Source organism: Bartonella sp. CB10SXKL (assembly GCF_042195515.1).
GTDB lineage: Bacteria > Pseudomonadota > Alphaproteobacteria > Rhizobiales > Rhizobiaceae > Bartonella.
The window spans coordinates 23,071-43,885 of the sequence record NZ_JBHION010000003.1 but is presented as its reverse complement, the minus strand read 5'-3'; the positions used below and the strand labels follow the sequence as shown (position 1 = coordinate 43,885).

Genomic DNA, 20,815 nt, shown 5'->3' with positions numbered 1-20,815 from the left:
TGTAAGCACACTCTTTTAATATACAAAACATTGATTTATAATGATAATATATCATTTTTCATACCGGATGAGCTTCAAATATCGAAAGATTCTCTCTTTTCAAATTTTTTTATCAAAATCACTCCCTTGCTTCATCACAAACAAAAAAGGAAATGATTAAAGAAAACAACACCTCTTATAAACGCTCTCAAGTACTAAGAGTTTTCGTAATACTCAAAGCTAAATAATAAATGGCGCCATTTTATACCTTTATGAAATAAAGATGGGGAGCCTTAACGTGGTTTTTTCATTCATGAAAGCTTTGATATTCTACACTCGAAAAACATCGTAAAATGAATTCGAGTATGCTGAGAAACATTTGCTTAAACAAGCATATGAATGTAGTAATACAATAGATGTTCTGTAATATTCCGCTTTGGGCGTTCTGCTTTACATGAAAAATGTGCCCCCATTAGAGAACGAAAGTAATAAAAGCATGAAACAATGGATAATCTCCATTTCACGACAACGCCTATGAATGCTATAATGGTAACCCCATTGAGCAGCCCCATCTTTACACTTATGAAAGAACAAGCCGGCACCATCACACACTTTGCCATCTCCCAATTTTACGACAGCCCTTAATTCTTGAGATGATTAGGTATTTTGGTCCTCTCTTGTATAGTTTTACGCGACACAGGCTCCCCCATCTGTAACATGCAAACGAATGGTTTTGATTGATCAATATAAATAGATTTTAAATAAGAGAATCCTACGATAGTTGAGGCTATAATATGAATAACGGCATATTATCACTATAAATCAATATTTATTATTTATAAAAATTATTATTATGGATGCTTTTGAAAATTCTAGAGCCGAATGAATAAGGATGACAACGATGAATGCTCATTTTGACCTTCACGCTCCAAAATGAGTCCGTGTTCTCGTCAAAGATAAATAAAATAGATATATGCAATATTCTCGCCCTAATCTAGCATACAAACGCAGGTACGACTCGTACAGCGCTGATACATCTTATGAACGCTGCTTCATAAGGCTTTAAGGTCAAATAATATCAAAAACACGTCCCTCATTAAGCCCACATAGCGTCACTTTATATGGCACTATATTGTACTGATTTAGAAAAAGCATAGATCAATATCAATTTGAACGCGAATAGAATTGGGTATTTTGGGTGTACAGCTAAGCATTTTCAGCCCTTATAAAAAGAATCCGCCTATCAAAAGAATACTGTCCCTCATACAAAAAAGGAGTAAAAGCCGAAATGATAGTGCCCTCGAAGAAGAGAGGCGCTTCTGCTGGTTTTATAACAAAGATATTTTTTCCCGTAGCTCTACTTAATGCAATGTACATGTATCATATTTTGCTGCCTGGATGCTTATTCTGAATAATATAAGAGTTCAAGTAAAGCATCTTAAGCAAAGAGACCTTCACTTTATGCGATACTGGTTTTAGAAAAAACTTTGCGGATCAATATCAATTTGAACCCGAACGGAACTGGGCATTTTGGGTGTACCGCTAAGCATTGCACGTATAAACCCTTGTATATCAAAAGAACGCTGTCCTTGCAGCAAAAGCCGAAAACGATAACGCCCCCGAACCAAAGCCAAAGGCGCTTCTGCTGGTCCCATAACCGAGATATTTTTTTCCCGTGGCGCTGCCTGACGCAATGCGCGCGCATAATGTTCTGCTGCTTGGCGCTGTTGTGCAGAGATAATCAAAGAGGCAAGCCGCCCATAGGGGGGCAAATGATAATGCTGACGCGCTGCAATCTCACGTGTGTAAAAATCTTCTGGCTGGCATGCAAGTAAGGCTTTGATAACCGGATGATCTGGTTGATAAGTTTGCAATAATCCTAAACTTTTCAATCCCACACGCCCTGCTCTTCCGGTAACTTGAGAAAGCAGCTGATAGGTACGTTCACTTGCGCGTAAATCGCCATTGGCAAGACCAAGATCAGCATCAATAACGCCAACCAGAGAGAGCTTGGGAAAATGATGTCCTTTAGCGACTAACTGTGTTCCAATAATAATGTCCACATCGCCATTTGCAATGGCTTGTAATTCGCTTCGCAACTTCCCAATCCCTCCTTTGAGATCTGTTGAAAGGATCAATGATCGCGCTTGAGGAAAAAGCATTTGTGTTTCTTCGGCAATTCTTTCCACACCCGGTCCACAAGCCACGAGATGATCTAATGTCCCACATTCAGGACAGGCTTGAGGAAGTGGTTCATGATATCCACAATGATGACATTTCAGTTGCCCTTGCGCACGATGTTCGACCAACCAACTTGAACAATCGGTACAATGAAAACGATGTCCGCAAATTCGGCATAAAGTTAAAGGTGCATAACCACGACGATTAAGAAAAAGAAGAGCTTGTTCGCCCTTATCAAGCGTTTGTTTTAAAGCCCTTTCAAGAGCAAAGGAAATAAAGCGCCCCTTTTGCACCCCTCCTTGGCGCATATCAACCACCCGCAACTGTGGAAGTGCAGCTTCTTTAAAACGGGAAGGTAAATGCACCTTTTGATAACGCCCTTTTAAAACATTGGCTTGGCTTTCAATCGACGGTGTGGCTGAAGATAAAATAACAGGAAAATGCTCAAAAGAGCCCCGTGCAACAGCCATATCACGCGCATGATAAAAAATGCGCTCTTCTTGTTTATAAGCGCTATCGTGCTCTTCATCGACAACAATCAAGCCAAGCTCATGAAAGGGAAGAAAAAGCGCCGAACGAGCCCCCGCAACGACACGCACCCGCCCTTCTGCAACTTGTCGCCAGACGCGTTCTCTACGACGTGGCGTCAAATCAGAATGCCATTCTGCTGCCGCAGCGCCAAAACGTGCATAAAAACGATCTAAAAACTGCTGTGTTAAAGCAATTTCCGGCAATAAAATTAAAACCTGCTTGCCCTCTTTAAAGGCTTGAGAAACCGCTTCAAAATAAACCTCTGTCTTTCCTGAACCCGTAACACCATCAAGCAAAAAAACTTGAAACTGAGAAGATAAAACACCTTCCCGCAATAATGTTGCTGCTTCACTTTGCGCTCCCTGCAACTGAGGGGGACAAAAATCAGGATCAGGCATTGCCACAAGATCAGGAGCAGGAACCTTAACATCTTCAAAAATTCCTAGCGCTTTTAAACCTTCAACAACAGAAACCGAAGTTCCAGCCGCATGTGCCAGACCAGAACGTGTCCATATCTTCTCATTACGCACCAATTCCAAAATCCGTGATCGCGCTGGTGTGAGACGTTCTACATTTCCACCACAATATCGCAAACCCAGCATCTGCGCTTCCGGCTCTAAAGCAGTCGGTACCGACAAAACCAATCGTGCGACAAGACCAAAAGGTGCCATTGTATAGCGACTAACAAAACGCAAAAATGTGATCATTTCTGCTTTTAATGGGGGGCAATCAAAAACATGAAGCAGAAAGCGTAATTTTTCACGCGCCACCGAAGCAGACTTGTGCCCATCGGCTGTCTGCTCTCCAACATCTACAACAAAACCGCAAAGCTCACGCCCCATCAACGGAACCCGAACAAAGGAACCAACGTTCACCTCCATAGAAGATGGAACTTTATAACTATAAGCGTGAGCAACAGGAAGAGGAACCAATACGGATACAATCTTTTCCTCTATCATGCTTGAATTCATCTTGTAAACCAATCTACGACCTATTGAGCATCAACAAGTCTACACCTTATCTTTAAACACTCTTATAAAATTCATTGCAGGATTCAATCCCCCCCGATCACAACACTTTTCTAACAAAAATTCTTTTTAACACGCATTCCCTCACCAAAGTGCCAATATAAAGAACCAATCTCATCGTCTATAACAAAAAACTCTATAGCAAAAAAACAGCACTATTCTTCTGTGTAAATAAAACGCATCACTATTAAGCATTCAACATGCTATCGGTTAAGTGCATCCTTCAACAAGGCGATCCCATAGTATGACCTCTTCCCAACGCACACGTTTATTTTTTTACCGCCTCATATCTCAATTTATCTTCAACAAACTGATTTATAAAGATATAATCATCATTTTACCTATTGTAATAAAAACCCTCAATACGATGATTTTTTTCATTTCAAACCCATCGAGGAACATTTGTAAATCCTTATTGATGAAAAAGTATCCCATGATTTTAATTATAAGGAGAATAATATTGCAAATGGAGCCGTTACAATATTCACCTTGGCTTTGTGCCAAAAAGTGAAAACACGTGTATACATCTTTCAGCTTGATTGAAAATCAAGCAACAATACAAGCAGCACAAAAGCGTATTTTTGAAGAATGGGGAAAACAGAATAAATCAATGTAATTGACCATAAAAAAACCCTTCATGCGTAAAATTTTACAGGCGTTCTTCAACAGTGTTTTACGACAAAATAAATCCATCCGCTTTCATCAAAAACAAAGTTAAACATACCCCCTAAAAAAGGAAGGTATCTTATGATGCACTCTCAAATATCAAGAGCAATCGCAAATAGGAAATGAGCAAAGTGTTTGATAATGCTAGCTTATTTCCATAAATATAAAAACACCGCTACGCAAAGATGCCAATACGCAAAAATGTTGGTACGCAATGAATTCTATGCCTTATCACGAGCAACACTATGAAATGGGTGTGGAAACGATAAATCATATTTCTTTACCGAAAACGGATACATGATTAACACCATAGCATTCTTGTTCTTTACACAGATATTAATTCTTTCTCTTGCTTTTGCAGTCAACAATAGCGCATAACAAAAAATAGGATAAAGCTAAAAAAAAGAGGTTAGAGATGAAATTTTTTGTGGATAGCGCCAATATTGAAGAAATTCAAGAGTTACAGAATTTAAGCCTTGTTGATGGTGTTACCACCAATCCCTCTCTTATCCTAAAATCAGGGCGCAATATTCTTGATGTTACAAAAGAAATTTGTGCTCTCGTTAGCGGACCTGTTTCTGCTGAAGTTGCAGCAACGGAATTTGAAAGCATCATGAAAGAAGCAGCTGTTTTAGCAAAGGTTGCCGACAATATTTGTATCAAGCTTCCTTTAACACTCGATGGATTAAAAGCCTGTAAAGCCCTCACAGCAGCAGGACTAAAAACAAATCTCACACTTTGTTTTTCTGCCAATCAAGCCTTATTAGCCGCCAAAGCAGGCGCAACATTCGTTTCACCTTTTATTGGTAGACTTGATGATTGTGGAAATGATGGAAGTGAACTGCTTCATGAAATTCGCACAATTTATGATAACTATAACTTTGAAACACAAATCTTGGCCGCTTCAATCCGCACCGTTAATCATGTCAAAGAAGCAGCACTAAGCGGTGCTGACGTTGCAACAGTTCCACCAGCAATCTTAAAAGCACTAGTCAAACATCCTCTCACCGACAAAGGGTTGCAAATATTCCTCGACGACTGGAAAAAAACAGGACAAAATATTGCTTAATGTCTAGAAATTTTATTGAACAGATCTTTTGAAAGTAACAAAAAGATCTGTTCAGCCAACTCTTCCGCAACACGTTTTTTTGCATCTTCTTCTGCTTGCAGCGTTGCATATTCTTGACGAAGTTGCTCAAAAGATGCATTCATCATTGCTGTTCCTTTTGCAACAAGAGTATTTTTCATATCCTGCAAAGTATAAGAAGCTCTGCTCATAACAGTTCCAACAGAAGGTCGTCCCTTTCTCTTTTTCTCGAAATCAACCTCTATCTGCATAGATTCTCTTGTAAAGACGGATATCTGCAATGCCAATTTATAAGCAGGTAGAGAAGGTTTAGCACCATTTCCATACAAAAGAAAAAGCAGATGATTGCGCACCATTTGACCAAAACGATCCGAAGGTTCTTCTACAACAATAGAAGCAAGCTTTTGCGCTAACCCCAAAGAAGCTTGTCCAGAAGGGTGTCCAGAAGCAGGATTCCCATAAGAAGCAGAATCCATTGTCATTGCACTCTGCAACTCTTGACGGTAAAGCGGTTCAACTTTGCATCCACACAACAGTGTGAATACACCAGCTAAAATGACAAGAATAGAACTTCTAAAAAACGACATTCACAATCCTTTGTGGAACAACAATGATTTTTTTCACAGGCTTTTCAACCAGCTGCGCCTTTACAAAATCTAACGCCAAAACCGCTTCTTTAATCATCACCTCATCAGCAGTTGCTGCAACGCTCACCTCACCGCGTTTTTTACCATTAATTTGTACTGGCAAAGTATAGCATTCCGCAACGGTTAACGCACGATCATAAACAGGCCAAGCAAGCGCAGACATTAAAGTTTTTCCTCCTAAAGCAGCATGACATTCTTCTGCTAAATGGGGCATCATGGGTGCAATCATGGCAAGAAAAAAATCCATAGCTTGACGTAAAGAAGCTTTCATTTCATCGTCAACACTTTCTATCCTATTTAACAACGGTGCCATAATATTCAAGAATTCATAAAGGCGTGCAATAGCCCGATTAAAAGCGAATTTTTCCAAATCATCTTCTACAGCGCAAAGCGTGCGATGTGCGACCTTTGAGAGTTCCAAAGCCGCCCCCTGATGCCCTGCACAAGGCGCCACATCCTTTAAAATAGAAGCACTCACAGCCACATGGCGCCAAACACGCTGTACAAAGCGATGTGCACCTTCAACACCAGATTCTGTCCAAATGACATCCCGCTCGGGAGGAGAATCTGACAACACAAACCAACGCACAGTATCAGCGCCATAAGATGCAATAATATCATCAGGATCAACGACATTCTTTTTTGATTTTGACATTTTCTCAATCAAACCAATCGTCACTTCACTTTGATCGGTTAATTTATAAGCACACCGCTTTCCATCTTTTTCAACAATCGAAATTTCTGCTGGAGAAACCCACCCTTGATCATCCCGATAGGTTTCATGCACCACCATCCCTTGGGTAAAAAGCCCCTTAAAAGGCTCATCTACCGTCACATGACCGACCAATTTCATAGCACGCATAAAAAAGCGCGCATAAAGAAGATGCAAAATGGCATGCTCAATTCCACCAATATATTGTTGCACAGGCAACCATTCAGCTGTTGCTTGTTTGTCAACAGGTTCCTGTGCAAAAGGAGCCGTAAAGCGTGCATAATACCAAGAAGAGTCAACAAATGTGTCCATGGTATCGGTTTCGCGTTTGGCAGGTTGACCACAGGAAGGACAAGTAACATTCTGCCACCTTTCATGTCGTGCAAGAGGATTTCCTGGTTGATCAAAAGTAACATCATCAGGCAACACAACCGGTAAATTGGCACGTGGAACAGGAACAACCCCACAAGTTGTACAATGGATCATCGGAATGGGACACCCCCAATAACGTTGACGCGAAATCCCCCAATCACGCAAACGAAATTGCACTGTTTTCTTCCCTTGCGGTTGCCCATTGAGCATTTGTTTTTCAAGCTTTTTAGCAGCTTCTTCAAAAGCTTGTTGGGGTGTTAAACCATCCAAAAAACTGGAATTGATCATCACCCCATCACCCGTATAAGCTGTTTCAGTAATAACAAAATCTTCTGCTTGCTCTCCTTTTGGCAAAACCACCGGTTTTATTGGAAGATCATATTTACGCGCAAAATCGAAATCTCTCTGATCATGAGCCGGACAACCAAAAACAACCCCTGTTCCATAGTCCATAAGCACAAAATTCGCGATATAAACGGGAATATGTACTGTTGAATCGAAAGGATGAACAGCCAAAAGGGGCGTGAGAAACCCTTGTTTTTCAGCTGTTTCAAGTGCTGCTGTTGTCGTTCCACCACACCGACAATTTTCAATAAAAGCACTCAACGCTTTGTCTTTTTTTGCCAAAGCTTGTGCAATAGGATGATCAACAGACAGAGCCAAAAAGGAAGCGCCAAACAGTGTATCAGGACGCGTTGAATAACAAACAACCTCATCAAATTTCTCACAAACATCATCAGCATCACCCGCCGACTTTAAAGCCCAACGAATCAGCAAACCTTGTGATTTTCCAATCCAGTTTTTTTGCATGGTGCGAACTTTTTCCGGCCATTGGTTCAGCTCTTCAAGCCCTGCCAAGAGATCTTCACTAAAGTCGCTAATTTTGAAAAACCACTGCGTCAACTCACGTTGTTCCACCAACGCACCAGAACGCCATCCCCGCCCATCAACAACCTGTTCATTGGCCAAAACAGTATGATCAACAGGGTCCCAATTCACCTTAGCCACTTTACGTGCTACCAACCCCTTTTGATAGAAATCAAGGAACAACATTTGTTGGCGGTGGTAATATTCCACATCACAAGTTGCAAATTCACGCGCCCAATCGAGTGAGAGTCCTAATTGTTTTAATTGCCCGCGCATGACCGCAATATTTTGATAGGTCCAAGTTTTAGGATGCACTTTACTTTGCAGAGCAGCATTTTCAGCTGGCATACCAAAAGCATCCCACCCCATGGGATGAAGCACATTAAAACCCTTTGCCCTTTTATAGCGTGCCACCACATCCCCCATGGCATAATTGCGCACATGCCCCATGTGAATACGGCCAGAAGGATAAGGAAACATTTCTAAAACATAATATTTTTCACGAGCATCTTCTTGAAGAGTCTGAAAAATTTTCTTTTCATCCCAAATTTCTTGCCATTTTTTTTCTCTCGCACGTGGATTATAGCGTTCGCCTATATTATAATGTCCAATTGTCATTCCCATTATACTCTTTTAATAAAACAGAACCAAAAACTTGTTTTATTATGCTTGACCATGGATTAACCTCATCGTCAACATTTTCGTGAAATATTTCCCTAAGTATTTTATAAAACTTTAAAAAAAACGACCAACTCTTGAACAAAAAAGGTAAAGCACAAAAATATGAATACACAAACGCCCCTCGATGCCCCTTCCGTTGAAGCATGGCAAAACCTTCAAAAAGACATTGCAGCAATATGCCAAGAGCTACAACGCCCTGTAGAAGAAATTGAACTTATCGCTGTTTCAAAAACTGTTTCTGCTATTGATATACGACCCCTTTTGCAAGCAGGCCAATCTTTGTTTGCAGAAAACCGCGTACAAGAAGCAGCACAAAAATGGCCTGCTTTACGTCAACAATTTGAAAATATTAAACTTCATCTCATCGGTCCCCTACAATCAAATAAAACAGCAGAGGCGATCAAACTTTTTGATGTTATTCAAACGGTTGACCGTGAAAAAATAGCCAAAAGCTTAGCTGAAGAAATGGAAAAACAAAAAAGGCATCTTCCTTGCTATGTTCAGGTTAACATTGGCTTAGAACCGCAAAAAAGTGGTATCGCACCACAAGAAGCTACATCTTTTGTTTCTCAATGCAAAAACAATTATGGACTTGATATCATCGGACTTATGGGCATTCCCCCTGTCGATGAAAACCCCGGCCCCTATTTCGCACTGTTAGCAAAATTAGCAAAACAAGCAGGTCTTCCAAAGCTTTCCATGGGCATGTCCAGCGACTTCAAAACCGCTCTACAGTTTGGCTCTAACGTCCTTCGCATTGGCTCTGCTTTATTTGGAAAACGTCCTGTGTAAATTCATTCCCCCTTCATATAATCTCCCTTGAAAATTCTACGAACAAGCCAAAAACAGCAGAAATGAGAAAAAATATTTCCTTCAATATCAATAAAAGAGCAATTCTAGCAAAAAAGATTCCAGTCCCTCTTTCATCCTGTTAGCAAAATAAGCAAAAAAGCTGGTTTCTCAAATCTCTCACCGGCACATCCACAACACGTACAATAGCTTCAAGATAGCATTGCAATTTGGCTCTCATATTCTCGCACATTGGCTCTACTTTACTCCCCTCTGACCGCCTCTCCAGCAAAAGCAATATAAAAAATAAATCCTTATATAAAGGCAAAATGATAAGAGGGGCGTTGCGCATGAATGAAAAAACTGTCGCGAAATAAATAATTACAAAAGAATATTGAATAAGATCATCGCAATGATTTCCATTGAAAATCATGAATTCTCTTAACTTCTCCAACACGCGTAAACAATTTCCCCACATGCCAATGGCATAAAGCAGACAAAAAGAGGCTTATGGTTACATAATACAGTAACAAAACTCTTTCATGTAAGTCACTTGAGCAAAATAAACATCTCAAATGCTCAATAGAGCACCAAGAACCGCGCTAAACAACATGATAGCAATCTATAAGGTCAACGATAGCATAGAGCCTTTCTATGCTCTACAAAGCGTAAAATACAGTCAATATCCGCCTGAAAAATAAAAGAACTAATCCCAAGCATATGCGCATAATACATGCACGCAAAACAATGGAAATGAGAACGATTTCAATAACGATATTCCTTTATCATTATTCCTTTGTCGATCTCGTAAACAAAGAGAAAAACTTCAACTTTTCATATGCCTAATTTTTCTAATTTTAAACTTTAATTAAGGAAAAACAGGGGATATTTCTTATATTTTAAAATATTGCAAATAATATTATTATCTTCTTAAGAAGAAGATTTCATGTATACATAGTATAGATATTATTTATACAGTATTTTTATTGTTATTTTTAAAATTTATCTTTGACATTTTTCTAAAAATACATGATAGACATTTGAAATGTATCATTATGATACTACTTTTAATGTAGATAATTAAGGAGAATTAATATTTTTGGTTCATGCAGCACATTCGGTCATATAGCGACAAAGCCTTCTTTTGGTCATTCGCACAATTCAAGACCTACTCATGGAAATGCATGCAGTCCTAATGCTTTTCTTTCTCACATGAATGCACAAGGTTTTGACTATGCAGTTGCAGGAGGGATAACCGGAGCAGCATTGGGAGCTGCAACTGGTCCAGGTGCACTTATGGGTGGACTTACTGGTGCCACGACTGGTTTCTTCGGAGGTTTTGGTTTAAGGTTCGTACAGAAAGTTCATGAGTGTTGGTTCTAATTTTTAGAGAGCAACTATAAAGATATCTCTGAAGTTAATAATTTGTAATTATATTATAATTTGGATTGCGTGATGACAGATCTTATCTCTAAAATTATTGAAACGCTTATAGCAACATTTTTTTTTGGTTTAATATATCTTTTTTATTATAAGTTTATTTATTATAGTTGGAAAGATTCTCTAAAAAAATCATTATTAATAAGCTCAATATTCTTTCTTGTTAGTCTTTTATTTAACTATATTGGTTTATATCAAATTTTGAGAAATATTTTATAATAGACATTTTTAAAATGTCTTAGTGTGTTTATAAAAAGCTCTATACCGCAATAGGTTTTGCTATATTTGAGTATCCTAAAAACATAGAATACCCTCTTTAATATCATCACATCAGATTTAAAAATTGACTATTCTAATCTTTGTCATTTAGTCTAACCTCACAATGAAAAGCTTTTGGGAAAACTCTGCCACAAATATAACCATACAAAAATACAGAGGCAGATTTTCAAAACAATAAAAAGAGGGAAACATGACTGAAAAAATCTATCCAGTATCAGAAGAGATCAAAAAAAATACTTTACTCGATGAGGAAACTTATCAACAGTGGTATCGAGAAAGCATCGATGATCCAGAAAGCTTCTGGGCAAAACATGGTCAACGCATTGAATGGTTTAAACCTTTTACAAAAGTAAAAAACACTTCTTTTAACGGAGATGTCTCCATTCAATGGTACGAAGATGGGATAACAAATGTTACCTATAATTGCATTGATCGCCACCTGAAAACCCATGGAGACAAAATCGCACTCATTTGGGAAGGAGATAATCCTTACCATGATAAAAAAATAACCTATAACGAGCTTTATGAACATGTTTGTCGTTTTGCTAATCTTTTGAAAAGTCGTGGCATTAAGAAAGGCGATAAAGTAACCATTTATCTCCCCATGGTACCCGAAGCAGCCTATGCTATGCTCGCCTGCGCCCGCATTGGTGCTATTCATTCGGTTATTTTTGCTGGCTTTTCTGCTGAGGCAATAGCAGGACGCCTTGTCGATTGTGAATCAACCTTCATTATTACCGCTGATCAAGGCTTGCGTGGCAGCAAACGGATCAACTTAAAAGACAATGTTGATCATGCTATTGAGATAGCAGCGCGCCAAAACGTGCATGTGGACCAAGTCATGGTTATACGGCGAACTTGTGGACCCATTCAATGGGTAGAGGGGCGTGATTTTTGGTACCACGAAGAGATAGCTCATGCCAAAACAGCTTGTCCACCAGAACCAATGAATGCTGAAGATCCACTTTTTATTCTTTATACTTCAGGCTCAACAGGCAAACCTAAAGGTGTTTTGCATACCACAGCGGGCTATCTTGTTTTTGCCTCGATGACTCACCAATATGTTTTTGATTACCACCCCAATGAAGTTTACTGGTGCACGGCTGACATTGGTTGGATAACCGGTCATTCTTACTTGGTTTATGGACCTTTATGCAATGGTGCGACCACTTTAATGTTTGAAGGCACACCAACCTTTCCTGACAAAGGCAGATTCTGGGAAATTGTCGACAAACACCAAGTCAATACGCTCTATACAGCACCAACAGCTATCCGCGCCTTAATGGGAGCAGGAAATTCGTTTGTTGAACACTCAAACAGAACATCGTTGCGTCTCTTAGGCACGGTAGGAGAACCGATTAATCCAGAAGCATGGGAATGGTTTTATCATATAATTGGAAATGACCGTTGTCCGATTCTCGATACATGGTGGCAAACGGAAACAGGAGGGCATATGATCACGCCCTTGCCCGGTGCAACACCCCTCAAAGCAGGATCGGCCACACGTCCTTTTTTTGGTGTTCAACCCCAAATTGTTGATGCCCAAGGCAATGTTTTAGAAGGTGAAGCAGAAGGCAATCTTTGTATCAGTGATTCATGGCCCGGACAAATGCGCACACTTTATAAGGATCATGAACGCTTTATTCAAACTTATTTTTCCTCCTATAAAGGAAAATATTTTTCAGGCGATAGCTGTAGGCGCGATAGCGACGGTTATTATTGGATCACAGGACGAGTTGATGACATTCTCAATGTCTCGGGGCACAGGTTAGGAACTGCTGAAATTGAATCAGCTCTTGTTTCTCATCCCGCTGTATCAGAAGCAGCTATTGTGGGTTACCCGCATCCCATTAAAGGACAAGGAATTTATAGTTTTGTGACTCTCATGGAAGGAACAGAGCCAAGTGAAGAATTGCAAAAAGACCTTATCAAGCATGTGAGACAAGAAATAGGCTCTATTGCCATATTGGATAAAATTCAGTTTGCTCCGCAGCTTCCCAAAACACGATCAGGGAAAATTATGAGACGTATTTTACGAAAAATCGCTGAAAACGATTTTGATACTCTCGGAGATATTTCAACCCTTGCCGAACCACAAGTTGTTGAAGATCTGATTGCCAACCGACAAAACTAAAAAACACGACGCAATACAACATACGGTGGTTTTTGTTTTTTTTGCTAAAATTATCTCAGCATTATTACGAAAACCACCAAGGAGAATAAAAAACAAAACAATGCATGAGAAGCTCAATCATTCTAACAACAAACGCTTTTTTTCATAACAGGTAAGAAATAATTTAAGCAAAAACCTCAAGATTGGGATGCGAACAAGAATAAGAAGGTAAGATAAAAAGAGCAACATAGCTTTTTAAAATCACCCAATGTCCACTCAATGCAAAAAAAGCCTCTGAGTAAGAAGGAAAAATAGTTCTGATGTTTATGCTAGAATCCCTTTGAAATTCCTGCTAAAATCATAAATAAAGCTAAAAAAAGAAAGTATAAGTGATAATATTCTTGAGCAAAAATATTTATCGATAACGAGGGTGTATAAAAAATATTGAAAACCATGAAATCTAAAATAAACAAGCTTACAAAAAAATCTAAAGCAATGAAAGTAAGAGTTCTTAGAATAAATGATGCAATATAAAATCAGGAGTAATAATAAAAAGTGATTCATTTTGAAAATGTCGGCCTACGCTATGGAATGGGCCCTGAGGTCCTTCGTGATATTAGCTTTCATATTCCTCCTGGATCATTTCAATTTCTCACAGGTGCCTCTGGAGCAGGGAAAACGTCGCTGATGCGTCTTATGTTTTTGGCACTCAAACCCACCCGCGGTCATATTGATTTATTTGGAACAGACACAGCATTACTCAAACGACAAGAGCTCCCTGCGCTGCGACAACGTATCGGTGTGGTTTTTCAAGATTTTCGTTTACTCGACCACATGACCACTTATGAAAATGTCTCCTTACCTTTACGCATTAAAGGACAAGAAGAAGCAACCTATCGCAGTGAAGTGGAAGATCTTCTCTGTTGGGTAGGTCTTGGAGATCATATTCATGTTTTACCACCGGTTCTTTCCGGTGGGGAAAAACAAAGGGTAGCCATTGCACGCGCACTCATTGATCAACCTGAAATTCTACTTGCCGATGAACCCACTGGAAATGTCGATCCGCCCTTGGCAAAACGCCTCCTCCGTTTGTTTATTGAATTAAACCGTTTTGGAACGGCTGTTATCATTGCCACCCATGATATTGCCTTAATGGAACAAGTTGCAGCACGGCGTATGCTTCTCCATAACGGACGGATGACGATTCATGAATAAGTCTTTCCCCATTTTTACAAGCAATAAAAAAAATACAACAGCGATTATTCCCAGTGGTAATATTTCTGGAAAAGCATTGGTTGCCGTAATTGCTATTATGACATTTCTTTCAAGCCTCACCTTAATCGGTGTTGATTTAGTCCAACATGCCGCCCAAAATTGGAGTAATCAGATTAGCTATGAAGCAACAATACAAATACGCCCCATTGACAATGTTGATATCAACAAAGCACTCCGTGATGCCGTACAATTGGTTAAAACATTTTCTGGTGTACAAGATGCAAAAATTGTTGACCAAAAAGCTACAGAAAAGTTACTGGAGCCATGGCTTGGAACAGGCTTCAATGTCAATGAACTACCCCTTCCCCGCCTCATCATTGTGACCCTGAATGGGGGTGAAAAAATCAATTTTGCAGCCATTAATCACGCCATTAAAACCCAAATTCCAGGAGGTCAATTTGATGATCACCGTGTTTGGGTTCATCGTTTTGCGACCATGGCACACACCACTGTTTTCATTGGTTTTTCAATTTTAGCATTGGTTCTAGGCTCTCTTATCCTCACCATCATTTTTGCCACCCGCAATGCATTGGCAGAAAATACACATATTATCAATGTCTTATATTTCCTTGGTACTGAAACTCTTTTCATTGCCCGCCAATTTGACTGGCATTTTTTTAAAACCGCGCTGCGTGGTTCTTTATATGGTGGTCTTACAAGCATATTTCTGTTTTCAGCCTTTTGTCTCTGGACGAATTATAACTTGGGAAGAGTGGAAGCTAGCCAAATAACAGCTTTATTTGGACATCTTTCCATAAGTTCCATTCCTTACGGAAAAATCATTTTTCTTATTATTTTCGTTTCTTTTCTTACCACCCTTACAAACCGCATGACTATTTTAACACAACTGAAAAAAATCGATCAATGTGAAAACGGTTTATTTTAATTTTATGACTCACAACACTTACAACTCATTGACGCAAAACAATTTAGAACGTCCTCTTCCAAAACGGCTCCACTATAGTTGGTCTCCCCGCTTTTTATTTCGCTATTTTCCACCGACAACCCTTACTCTTTCAATCATTGTTTTCATTTTCTGGAGCGGTTTTATTATTTTTTCTGAAAAAACTGAACGACTTTCTCCCCCACAGCCTCTCCCCAAAGCTGATGCCATCATTGTGCTGACAGGCGGAGAAAACCGAATAGAGACAGGACTTAATCTCTTACAAAGGGGGCTTGGTTCACGTCTCCTCATCAGTGGTGTAAATACCACAACCAACCTGAAAAGTCTCATGCATAACATGCATATTACCCGACGGCTTATCTCCTGTTGTATTGACATCGGGCATCAAGCGATTAACACCAGAGGAAATGCTAAAGAAAGCGCCGATTGGATCAAAAAACACCACTATAAAACCCTTTATATCGTCACCCATGATTACCATGTGTGGCGCTCGATGCGAGAACTTAAATATTTAATGCCTGATATCCATTTCATTGCCTATCCTGTTAAAAAGAACAATGCTGAAAGCGCAATACAACAGATCAATCAAATCCGCATTCTTATATTCCAATATATTAAAACGCTCCAAGTCTATATCAGAACCGCATTCTAATCTTTATCCTTCTGACTTTTTAAAAACCTTGCCATCTTCTGACCTCTTCATACCTTTCTCTCATACTCTTCCATAAGAGGTTGCTTCTATAAAAGCTCGACAGAGCTACCTTCATACAACACAGAACACCCCACAATACATGTATCACTGTATTGCACATTCACCCAAAACATCTCTTACATCCCAAACATATCTCACAGCACGGGATCTGTACATGCCATCTCAATATATAAGCTCTTGTAAATAGAGCCCCCAGACAACTATAAAATCTCCCGACTTGTTATAGAGATCTATTTATACCACCGTCTTTACGCTTCATAAAAATGCAAACCGCCCCACCCTATATTTTGCCGCCCCCAAGTATTACGATAGCTCAAGCCTCTTGGGATGATTGGTAAGAGGCATGCATTACGCCTTTCTTAAACACGAACATACCAACCTCGTATGACATGCAAAAAAATAATTTTAATAGATTTAAAATAAGAAAATTTATAATAGTTAGATTTCTCATTCAACAGAGAGAATGTTAAACTATCATTATAAGTCAATATATTAGTAACAATCTCTTCATTCAACAAAGCATCTTCATAAGAGCATTTTAGATCACAGATAGGAATAAGCTAAAAACGCACACCGCTACAAATACCTCACGTTTTTTATCGCAATCTTTTTTGAAATCATTTTGCTCTCTAAGATCACTTTTTGTCTGGTTTCCTCCCCAAAAAAGAACGAAAATTTTTAAACTCTATTGATCTGTAAACAATAATAACTCAGCTTCTTGTCTAACGCGTTCCACCTGCTCACTTCAATATCAGAACACCTCAAAAGACAGATTTCATAAGAATTGTGATTTCCTCTCAACATCTCAAAGGACGATGATTCCTATCAGCAACGATTTGTAAACAGTTCACTTTCTCTGGACTGGTTCCTCTCAGCTTCCCCATTTATATGGTTTACTCACATAAAGCTCGACAAGAAAACCCCTGCCTGAGAATATTCATCACTGCCGCTAAAGCTCATGCGTCATAATTTTAGTGACCTCACTGCCTAAGGTGCTTTATTACATACAACATATTGATTTATAATGAAATTTTATTACGCTACAACTTGAATGAGAGCTCTCAATATCATCAGATTCTCTCATTTCAAATCTGTTTATGTTGAATCAACTAAAACCACTTACTTGCACATCACAAGCGGGATGAGTGTGTGGATAAAAACTGTACAAGAAATGACTAAAAATGGCTCTTATGAACCGTCTTAATGCAAGGTCTATCGCAACACCCACGAGCTGGCAAATATAATGATGGTGCCGGCTTGTTACTTCATAAGCGTAAAGATGGAGGTGCTCAATGGATTTACCGTTGTACCATTCACGAGCGCCGTCGTGAAATGGGATTGGGTGCCTTAAGAGATGTCTCTTTAAAACAAGCCCGTGAATGTGCAAACCAATGGCGCTCTGTATCGGACTTGTAGCAGGAGGGAGAATAACCACCATACCAACTAGACATACCATTGCTCATCACTAGCGCCATTATGTTCTTTAGCAGCATAACTGCAGCTTGGTATTACGATGTTCTCTTACTTCATCTCACACCTGCTGAATATGAGCTTATTCTTTTTCAATAAATGAAAGCCCTTTTCATTGATACATCATTCAAAATAAGAAGCTATCCGCCTCTCAAACTTTTTGTCTTCCTCACCAAAACCATTAAATCAAACCCGCATTTCACGGTATTAGTTCTTAAGATCACGCCCCCCTACCGAGTATCTGACGGCATCCTTACCCTAGAAACTCAAATGGCTTGTTTATCCTTCAGCTCCAAAATCATGAGATAAGGCAGAAAAAAGCGATGCCTTAAACAAAATATTCTAAAGAAAGCTAAGTTACTCGCATAAAGGAACAGAAAATGGCTGTGTCTTAGGTCACATTTTAAAACTTGAGCACGATCATAATTTATTTGCATAAACCTAAACACCTATAATTTGCACCACCCTCTGCAAAACCAAAAGTGAGAAATACTCATAACCTCTTTTCCGAAAATCTTAAAAATACTAAACGAAACCTCTTAAACTTCTCAGCTATCTCGATACCAGTTCATTTTTTTGGAAGAATGGAGGTTTAAGCTGTTTTTGGCATCAACCTTCTTTTTTGTTCTTTTGTTTGTTAGCAGATACACTATTCACTTCCCCGCCTCTTTTTAAATTAAATCTTAAGAACCGTCGCGCAATCTATTTCATTTGTTCTCCTCTTCATATCTCAGAAGACGAAGATTTTTAACAAAATTCAGTCTGCAAGCAATCTCATTCTAACGGGTTCCATTTAACTTCTCCTTAATAGGATTTACTTCCATAAGACTCGACAAGAAAGATTTAAAAATATTCATCATGCATTCTCAAAACATTCAATGCCTCAAGAAGGCTTATATGCCTATCATATCTCACATGATGTGGTGTGCTATAAGAAACGTTCACCTCTAGTGGTATGCTCCACTTAATAAACAAAGCGTTTTCTAAAATAGAGCAGCAAATAATGCCAAACTTTTCCCATTCATGTTTCGCTTCATAAACGCTTCATCCAAGTGGAAAGCATCACGAACAAACATGACCCAATTGATAAAGCTTAATCGCGTGAAAGAGCGACAACAGGGTCAAGCCGTGAAGCTTGCCGCGCTGGAGAAAAGCCAAAACATATTCCAATGAGTGTTGAAAAAGTAAGAGACATAATGATCGATTCAATAGTATAAACCAAATGGATAGGCGCCTTAAACAGAAGAAATAAGCCACCGATAGAAAGCCCAAGCAAGATCCCCAAACCACCACCAATCACACAAACCAAAATCGCTTCAATGAGAAATTGCTGTAAAATATCACTTTGCCGTGCACCAACTGCCATACGCACGCCGATTTCATTGATCCGCTCAGAAACAGTGACCAACATAATATTCATCACCCCAATACCCCCCACAATCAGGGAAATAGCTGCAATTGAAGAAATTAAAAGTGTTAAAATATTTGTACTCTCCATAACACGTTCACGGAAGAATTCAGAATTTCTAATGAAAAAGTCCTCCCCACCATGCCGCATAATGAGAAAACGTTTTATCATGGTCTCCGCTAAATGTGAATCAATATCATCAGCAATTCTAACAGTAATTGCACGAACTTCTGTTGTGCCAAGAAAACGTGTCTGCACTGTTGTATAGGGCAAATAAAGCTGTAACGTATTTGATGTATCTCCACTTGCATTATTTTGCGAATCAACAACACCAATAATACGCGCTGGAACATTCCCCACATGCACCACCTTTCCAAGGGGGCTTTCATAGCTATGGGGGAAAAGAACAGACAATGCTTCTTTCTCGATCACGAGATCAACCGCCCGATCAAGGACACTTTTTTGATCAAAAAACTGTCCTTTGAAAACTTTGAGCCCCTGTGTCTGAAAAAATTGTTCTCCCACCCCCGCAATGACGGCATTGACTTCAACTGCACCAAAACGCACTTTCGAGCTTGCTGAAATCTGTGGTGTTACACCAGAAACATAAGGTAATCCAGACAAGGCTTCTGCATCAGCTTCAACCAAACTGGTTATTTTTTCTGCTTGTGGATCAGAAAAACTTTTACCAGGAAAAATGGTTAATGTATTAGTACCCAAACTTTTAAAATTTTCCAGAATTTTCTCTCGTGTACCATTCCCTAAAGCCACCATAGCAATAATCGCCCCAATACCGATAATCACCCCAAGCATTGTTAGAAAAGTCCGCATACGATGTGCATTCATTGCCAACAGAGCCATCACAAACGCCTCACGGAATCGCTCAAAAAAAGAACGAAAAAAGCCCAGTTTTTGTTGGCCTTTTAGATTTTGTTGTTCCTGAAGAGATTTTCTACCAACTTTTGTTTTTGCAACCCTTGACCGCTTATCAGCAATAATTTCCCCATCACTGATTTCGATAATACGCTCTGCTCTTTCAGCCACCTGCATATCATGGGTTACAATGATAATAGTACGCCCTTCTTGATGAAGTTCATCCAAAATATGCAATACTTCTTGCCCACTCTTTTTGTCCAATGCACCAGTTGGTTCATCTGCAAGAATGACCTCCGCATTATTCATGAGCGCCCGAGCAATAGAAACACGTTGTTGCTGACCACCGGAAAGCTGATTTGGACGATGATTTATCCGATCACCCATGCCCAAACGCGTTAAAAGATCCTGTGCACGCTTTTTTCTTGCTTCCACGGCACATCCCGCATAAATAGCCGGAATTTCAACATTACCAAGAGCTGTCAATTCATTCAACAAATGGTAGCGCTGAAAAATAAAACCAAAATGATTACGTCGTAAAGCCGACAATTCATCCGCAGAAAGAGAAGCTGTTTCTTTACCAGAGATCCAATAACGGCCAGAAGTTGGACGATCAAGACAGCCTAAAATATTCATCAAGGTAGATTTACCTGAACCGGAAGCACCTACAATTGCCACCATTTCACCACGTTTAATGGTAAGATTGATGTTTTTCAAAACGGTAACAAACGTTTCGCCCGCAGGAAATTTGCGCACAATATTTTCCAAGACGAAGACAGCATCTGCTTGATTTGTGCTCAT

General features: G+C 39.4%; 11 protein-coding genes and 1 pseudogene. 8 read left to right on the top strand and 4 right to left on the bottom strand.

Annotated features, from left to right (window positions below):
- Positions 1-1,454: 1,454 nt before the first annotated feature.
- On the bottom strand, positions 1,455-3,650 hold the full coding sequence (locus ACFIK3_RS02585) for a primosomal protein N' (protein WP_375676205.1): 2,196 nt from the start codon (positions 3,648-3,650) through the stop codon (positions 1,455-1,457).
- 1,150 nt (positions 3,651-4,800) lie between these two features.
- Between ACFIK3_RS02585 and fsa the strand changes: the two genes are divergently transcribed.
- On the top strand, positions 4,801-5,454 hold the full coding sequence (gene fsa / locus ACFIK3_RS02580) for a fructose-6-phosphate aldolase (RefSeq protein ID WP_273790517.1): 654 nt from the start codon (positions 4,801-4,803) through the stop codon (positions 5,452-5,454).
- Here fsa and lptE read toward each other — a convergent pair.
- Together lptE and leuS are read right to left on the bottom strand one after the other, a co-directional pair.
- A complete protein-coding gene (lptE, locus tag ACFIK3_RS02575; protein WP_375676204.1) occupies positions 5,451-6,059 on the bottom strand; it encodes an LPS assembly lipoprotein LptE in 609 nt (202 codons plus the stop codon). The two genes, fsa and lptE, sit on opposite strands and share 4 nt — an antisense overlap.
- Positions 6,046-8,688 carry a leucine--tRNA ligase gene (leuS, locus tag ACFIK3_RS02570; protein ID WP_375676249.1) on the bottom strand — a complete coding sequence of 881 codons (2,643 nt, stop codon included), beginning with the start codon at positions 8,686-8,688 and terminating at the stop codon, positions 6,046-6,048. The genes lptE and leuS overlap by 14 nt, the downstream gene beginning before the upstream one ends.
- Before the next feature lie 165 nt (positions 8,689-8,853).
- Here leuS and ACFIK3_RS02565 point away from each other — a divergent pair, with 165 nt between their 5' ends.
- The 7 genes and pseudogenes from ACFIK3_RS02565 to ACFIK3_RS02535 form a co-directional block, all read left to right on the top strand.
- The gene (locus tag ACFIK3_RS02565) at positions 8,854-9,543 is read left to right on the top strand and encodes a YggS family pyridoxal phosphate-dependent enzyme (RefSeq protein ID WP_375676203.1); all 690 of its coding nucleotides are present in this window, start codon (positions 8,854-8,856) and stop codon (positions 9,541-9,543) included.
- A gap of 1,209 nt (positions 9,544-10,752) precedes the next feature.
- On the top strand, positions 10,753-10,923 hold the full coding sequence (locus ACFIK3_RS02560; protein WP_273790522.1) for a hypothetical protein: 171 nt from the start codon (positions 10,753-10,755) through the stop codon (positions 10,921-10,923).
- A gap of 526 nt (positions 10,924-11,449) precedes the next feature.
- The gene (acs, locus tag ACFIK3_RS02555) at positions 11,450-13,393 is read left to right on the top strand and encodes an acetate--CoA ligase (protein WP_375676202.1); all 1,944 of its coding nucleotides are present in this window, start codon (positions 11,450-11,452) and stop codon (positions 13,391-13,393) included.
- 534 nt (positions 13,394-13,927) lie between these two features.
- On the top strand, positions 13,928-14,587 hold the full coding sequence (gene ftsE, locus ACFIK3_RS02550) for a cell division ATP-binding protein FtsE (RefSeq protein WP_273723097.1): 660 nt from the start codon (positions 13,928-13,930) through the stop codon (positions 14,585-14,587).
- On the top strand, positions 14,580-15,533 hold the full coding sequence (locus ACFIK3_RS02545) for a cell division protein FtsX (RefSeq protein ID WP_375676201.1): 954 nt from the start codon (positions 14,580-14,582) through the stop codon (positions 15,531-15,533). Before ftsE ends, ACFIK3_RS02545 begins: the two co-directional genes overlap by 8 nt.
- 4 nt (positions 15,534-15,537) lie before the next feature.
- Positions 15,538-16,203 (top strand): YdcF family protein, encoded by a 666-nt coding sequence (locus ACFIK3_RS02540; protein ID WP_273790525.1) that lies wholly within the window; start codon positions 15,538-15,540, stop codon positions 16,201-16,203.
- A 1,241-nt stretch (positions 16,204-17,444) separates the two neighbouring features.
- Positions 17,445-17,667 (top strand): annotated as a pseudogene (locus ACFIK3_RS02535) (Arm DNA-binding domain-containing protein); the annotation flags it as partial.
- 1,159 nt (positions 17,668-18,826) lie between these two features.
- Here the strand turns inward: ACFIK3_RS02535 and ACFIK3_RS02530 are convergent.
- A complete protein-coding gene (locus ACFIK3_RS02530; protein WP_375660673.1) occupies positions 18,827-20,815 on the bottom strand; it encodes a MacB family efflux pump subunit in 1,989 nt (662 codons plus the stop codon).

What these genes read in the sequence shown, in the direction of transcription:
- ACFIK3_RS02585 (WP_375676205.1), bottom strand. Translation starts at nt 3,650, where the DNA reads ATGATAGAGGAAAAGATTGTATCCGTATTGGTTCCTCTTCCTGTTGCT.
- fsa (WP_273790517.1), top strand. Translation starts at nt 4,801, where the DNA reads ATGAAATTTTTTGTGGATAGCGCCAATATTGAAGAAATTCAAGAGTTA.
- lptE (WP_375676204.1), bottom strand. Translation starts at nt 6,059, where the DNA reads ATGTCGTTTTTTAGAAGTTCTATTCTTGTCATTTTAGCTGGTGTATTC.
- leuS (WP_375676249.1), bottom strand. Translation starts at nt 8,688, where the DNA reads ATGACAATTGGACATTATAATATAGGCGAACGCTATAATCCACGTGCG.
- ACFIK3_RS02565 (WP_375676203.1), top strand. Translation starts at nt 8,854, where the DNA reads ATGAATACACAAACGCCCCTCGATGCCCCTTCCGTTGAAGCATGGCAA.
- ACFIK3_RS02560 (WP_273790522.1), top strand. Translation starts at nt 10,753, where the DNA reads ATGAATGCACAAGGTTTTGACTATGCAGTTGCAGGAGGGATAACCGGA.
- acs (WP_375676202.1), top strand. Translation starts at nt 11,450, where the DNA reads ATGACTGAAAAAATCTATCCAGTATCAGAAGAGATCAAAAAAAATACT.
- ACFIK3_RS02545 (WP_375676201.1), top strand. Translation starts at nt 14,580, where the DNA reads ATGAATAAGTCTTTCCCCATTTTTACAAGCAATAAAAAAAATACAACA.
- ACFIK3_RS02540 (WP_273790525.1), top strand. Translation starts at nt 15,538, where the DNA reads ATGACTCACAACACTTACAACTCATTGACGCAAAACAATTTAGAACGT.
- ACFIK3_RS02530 (WP_375660673.1), bottom strand. Translation starts at nt 20,815, where the DNA reads ATGAGCACAAATCAAGCAGATGCTGTCTTCGTCTTGGAAAATATTGTG.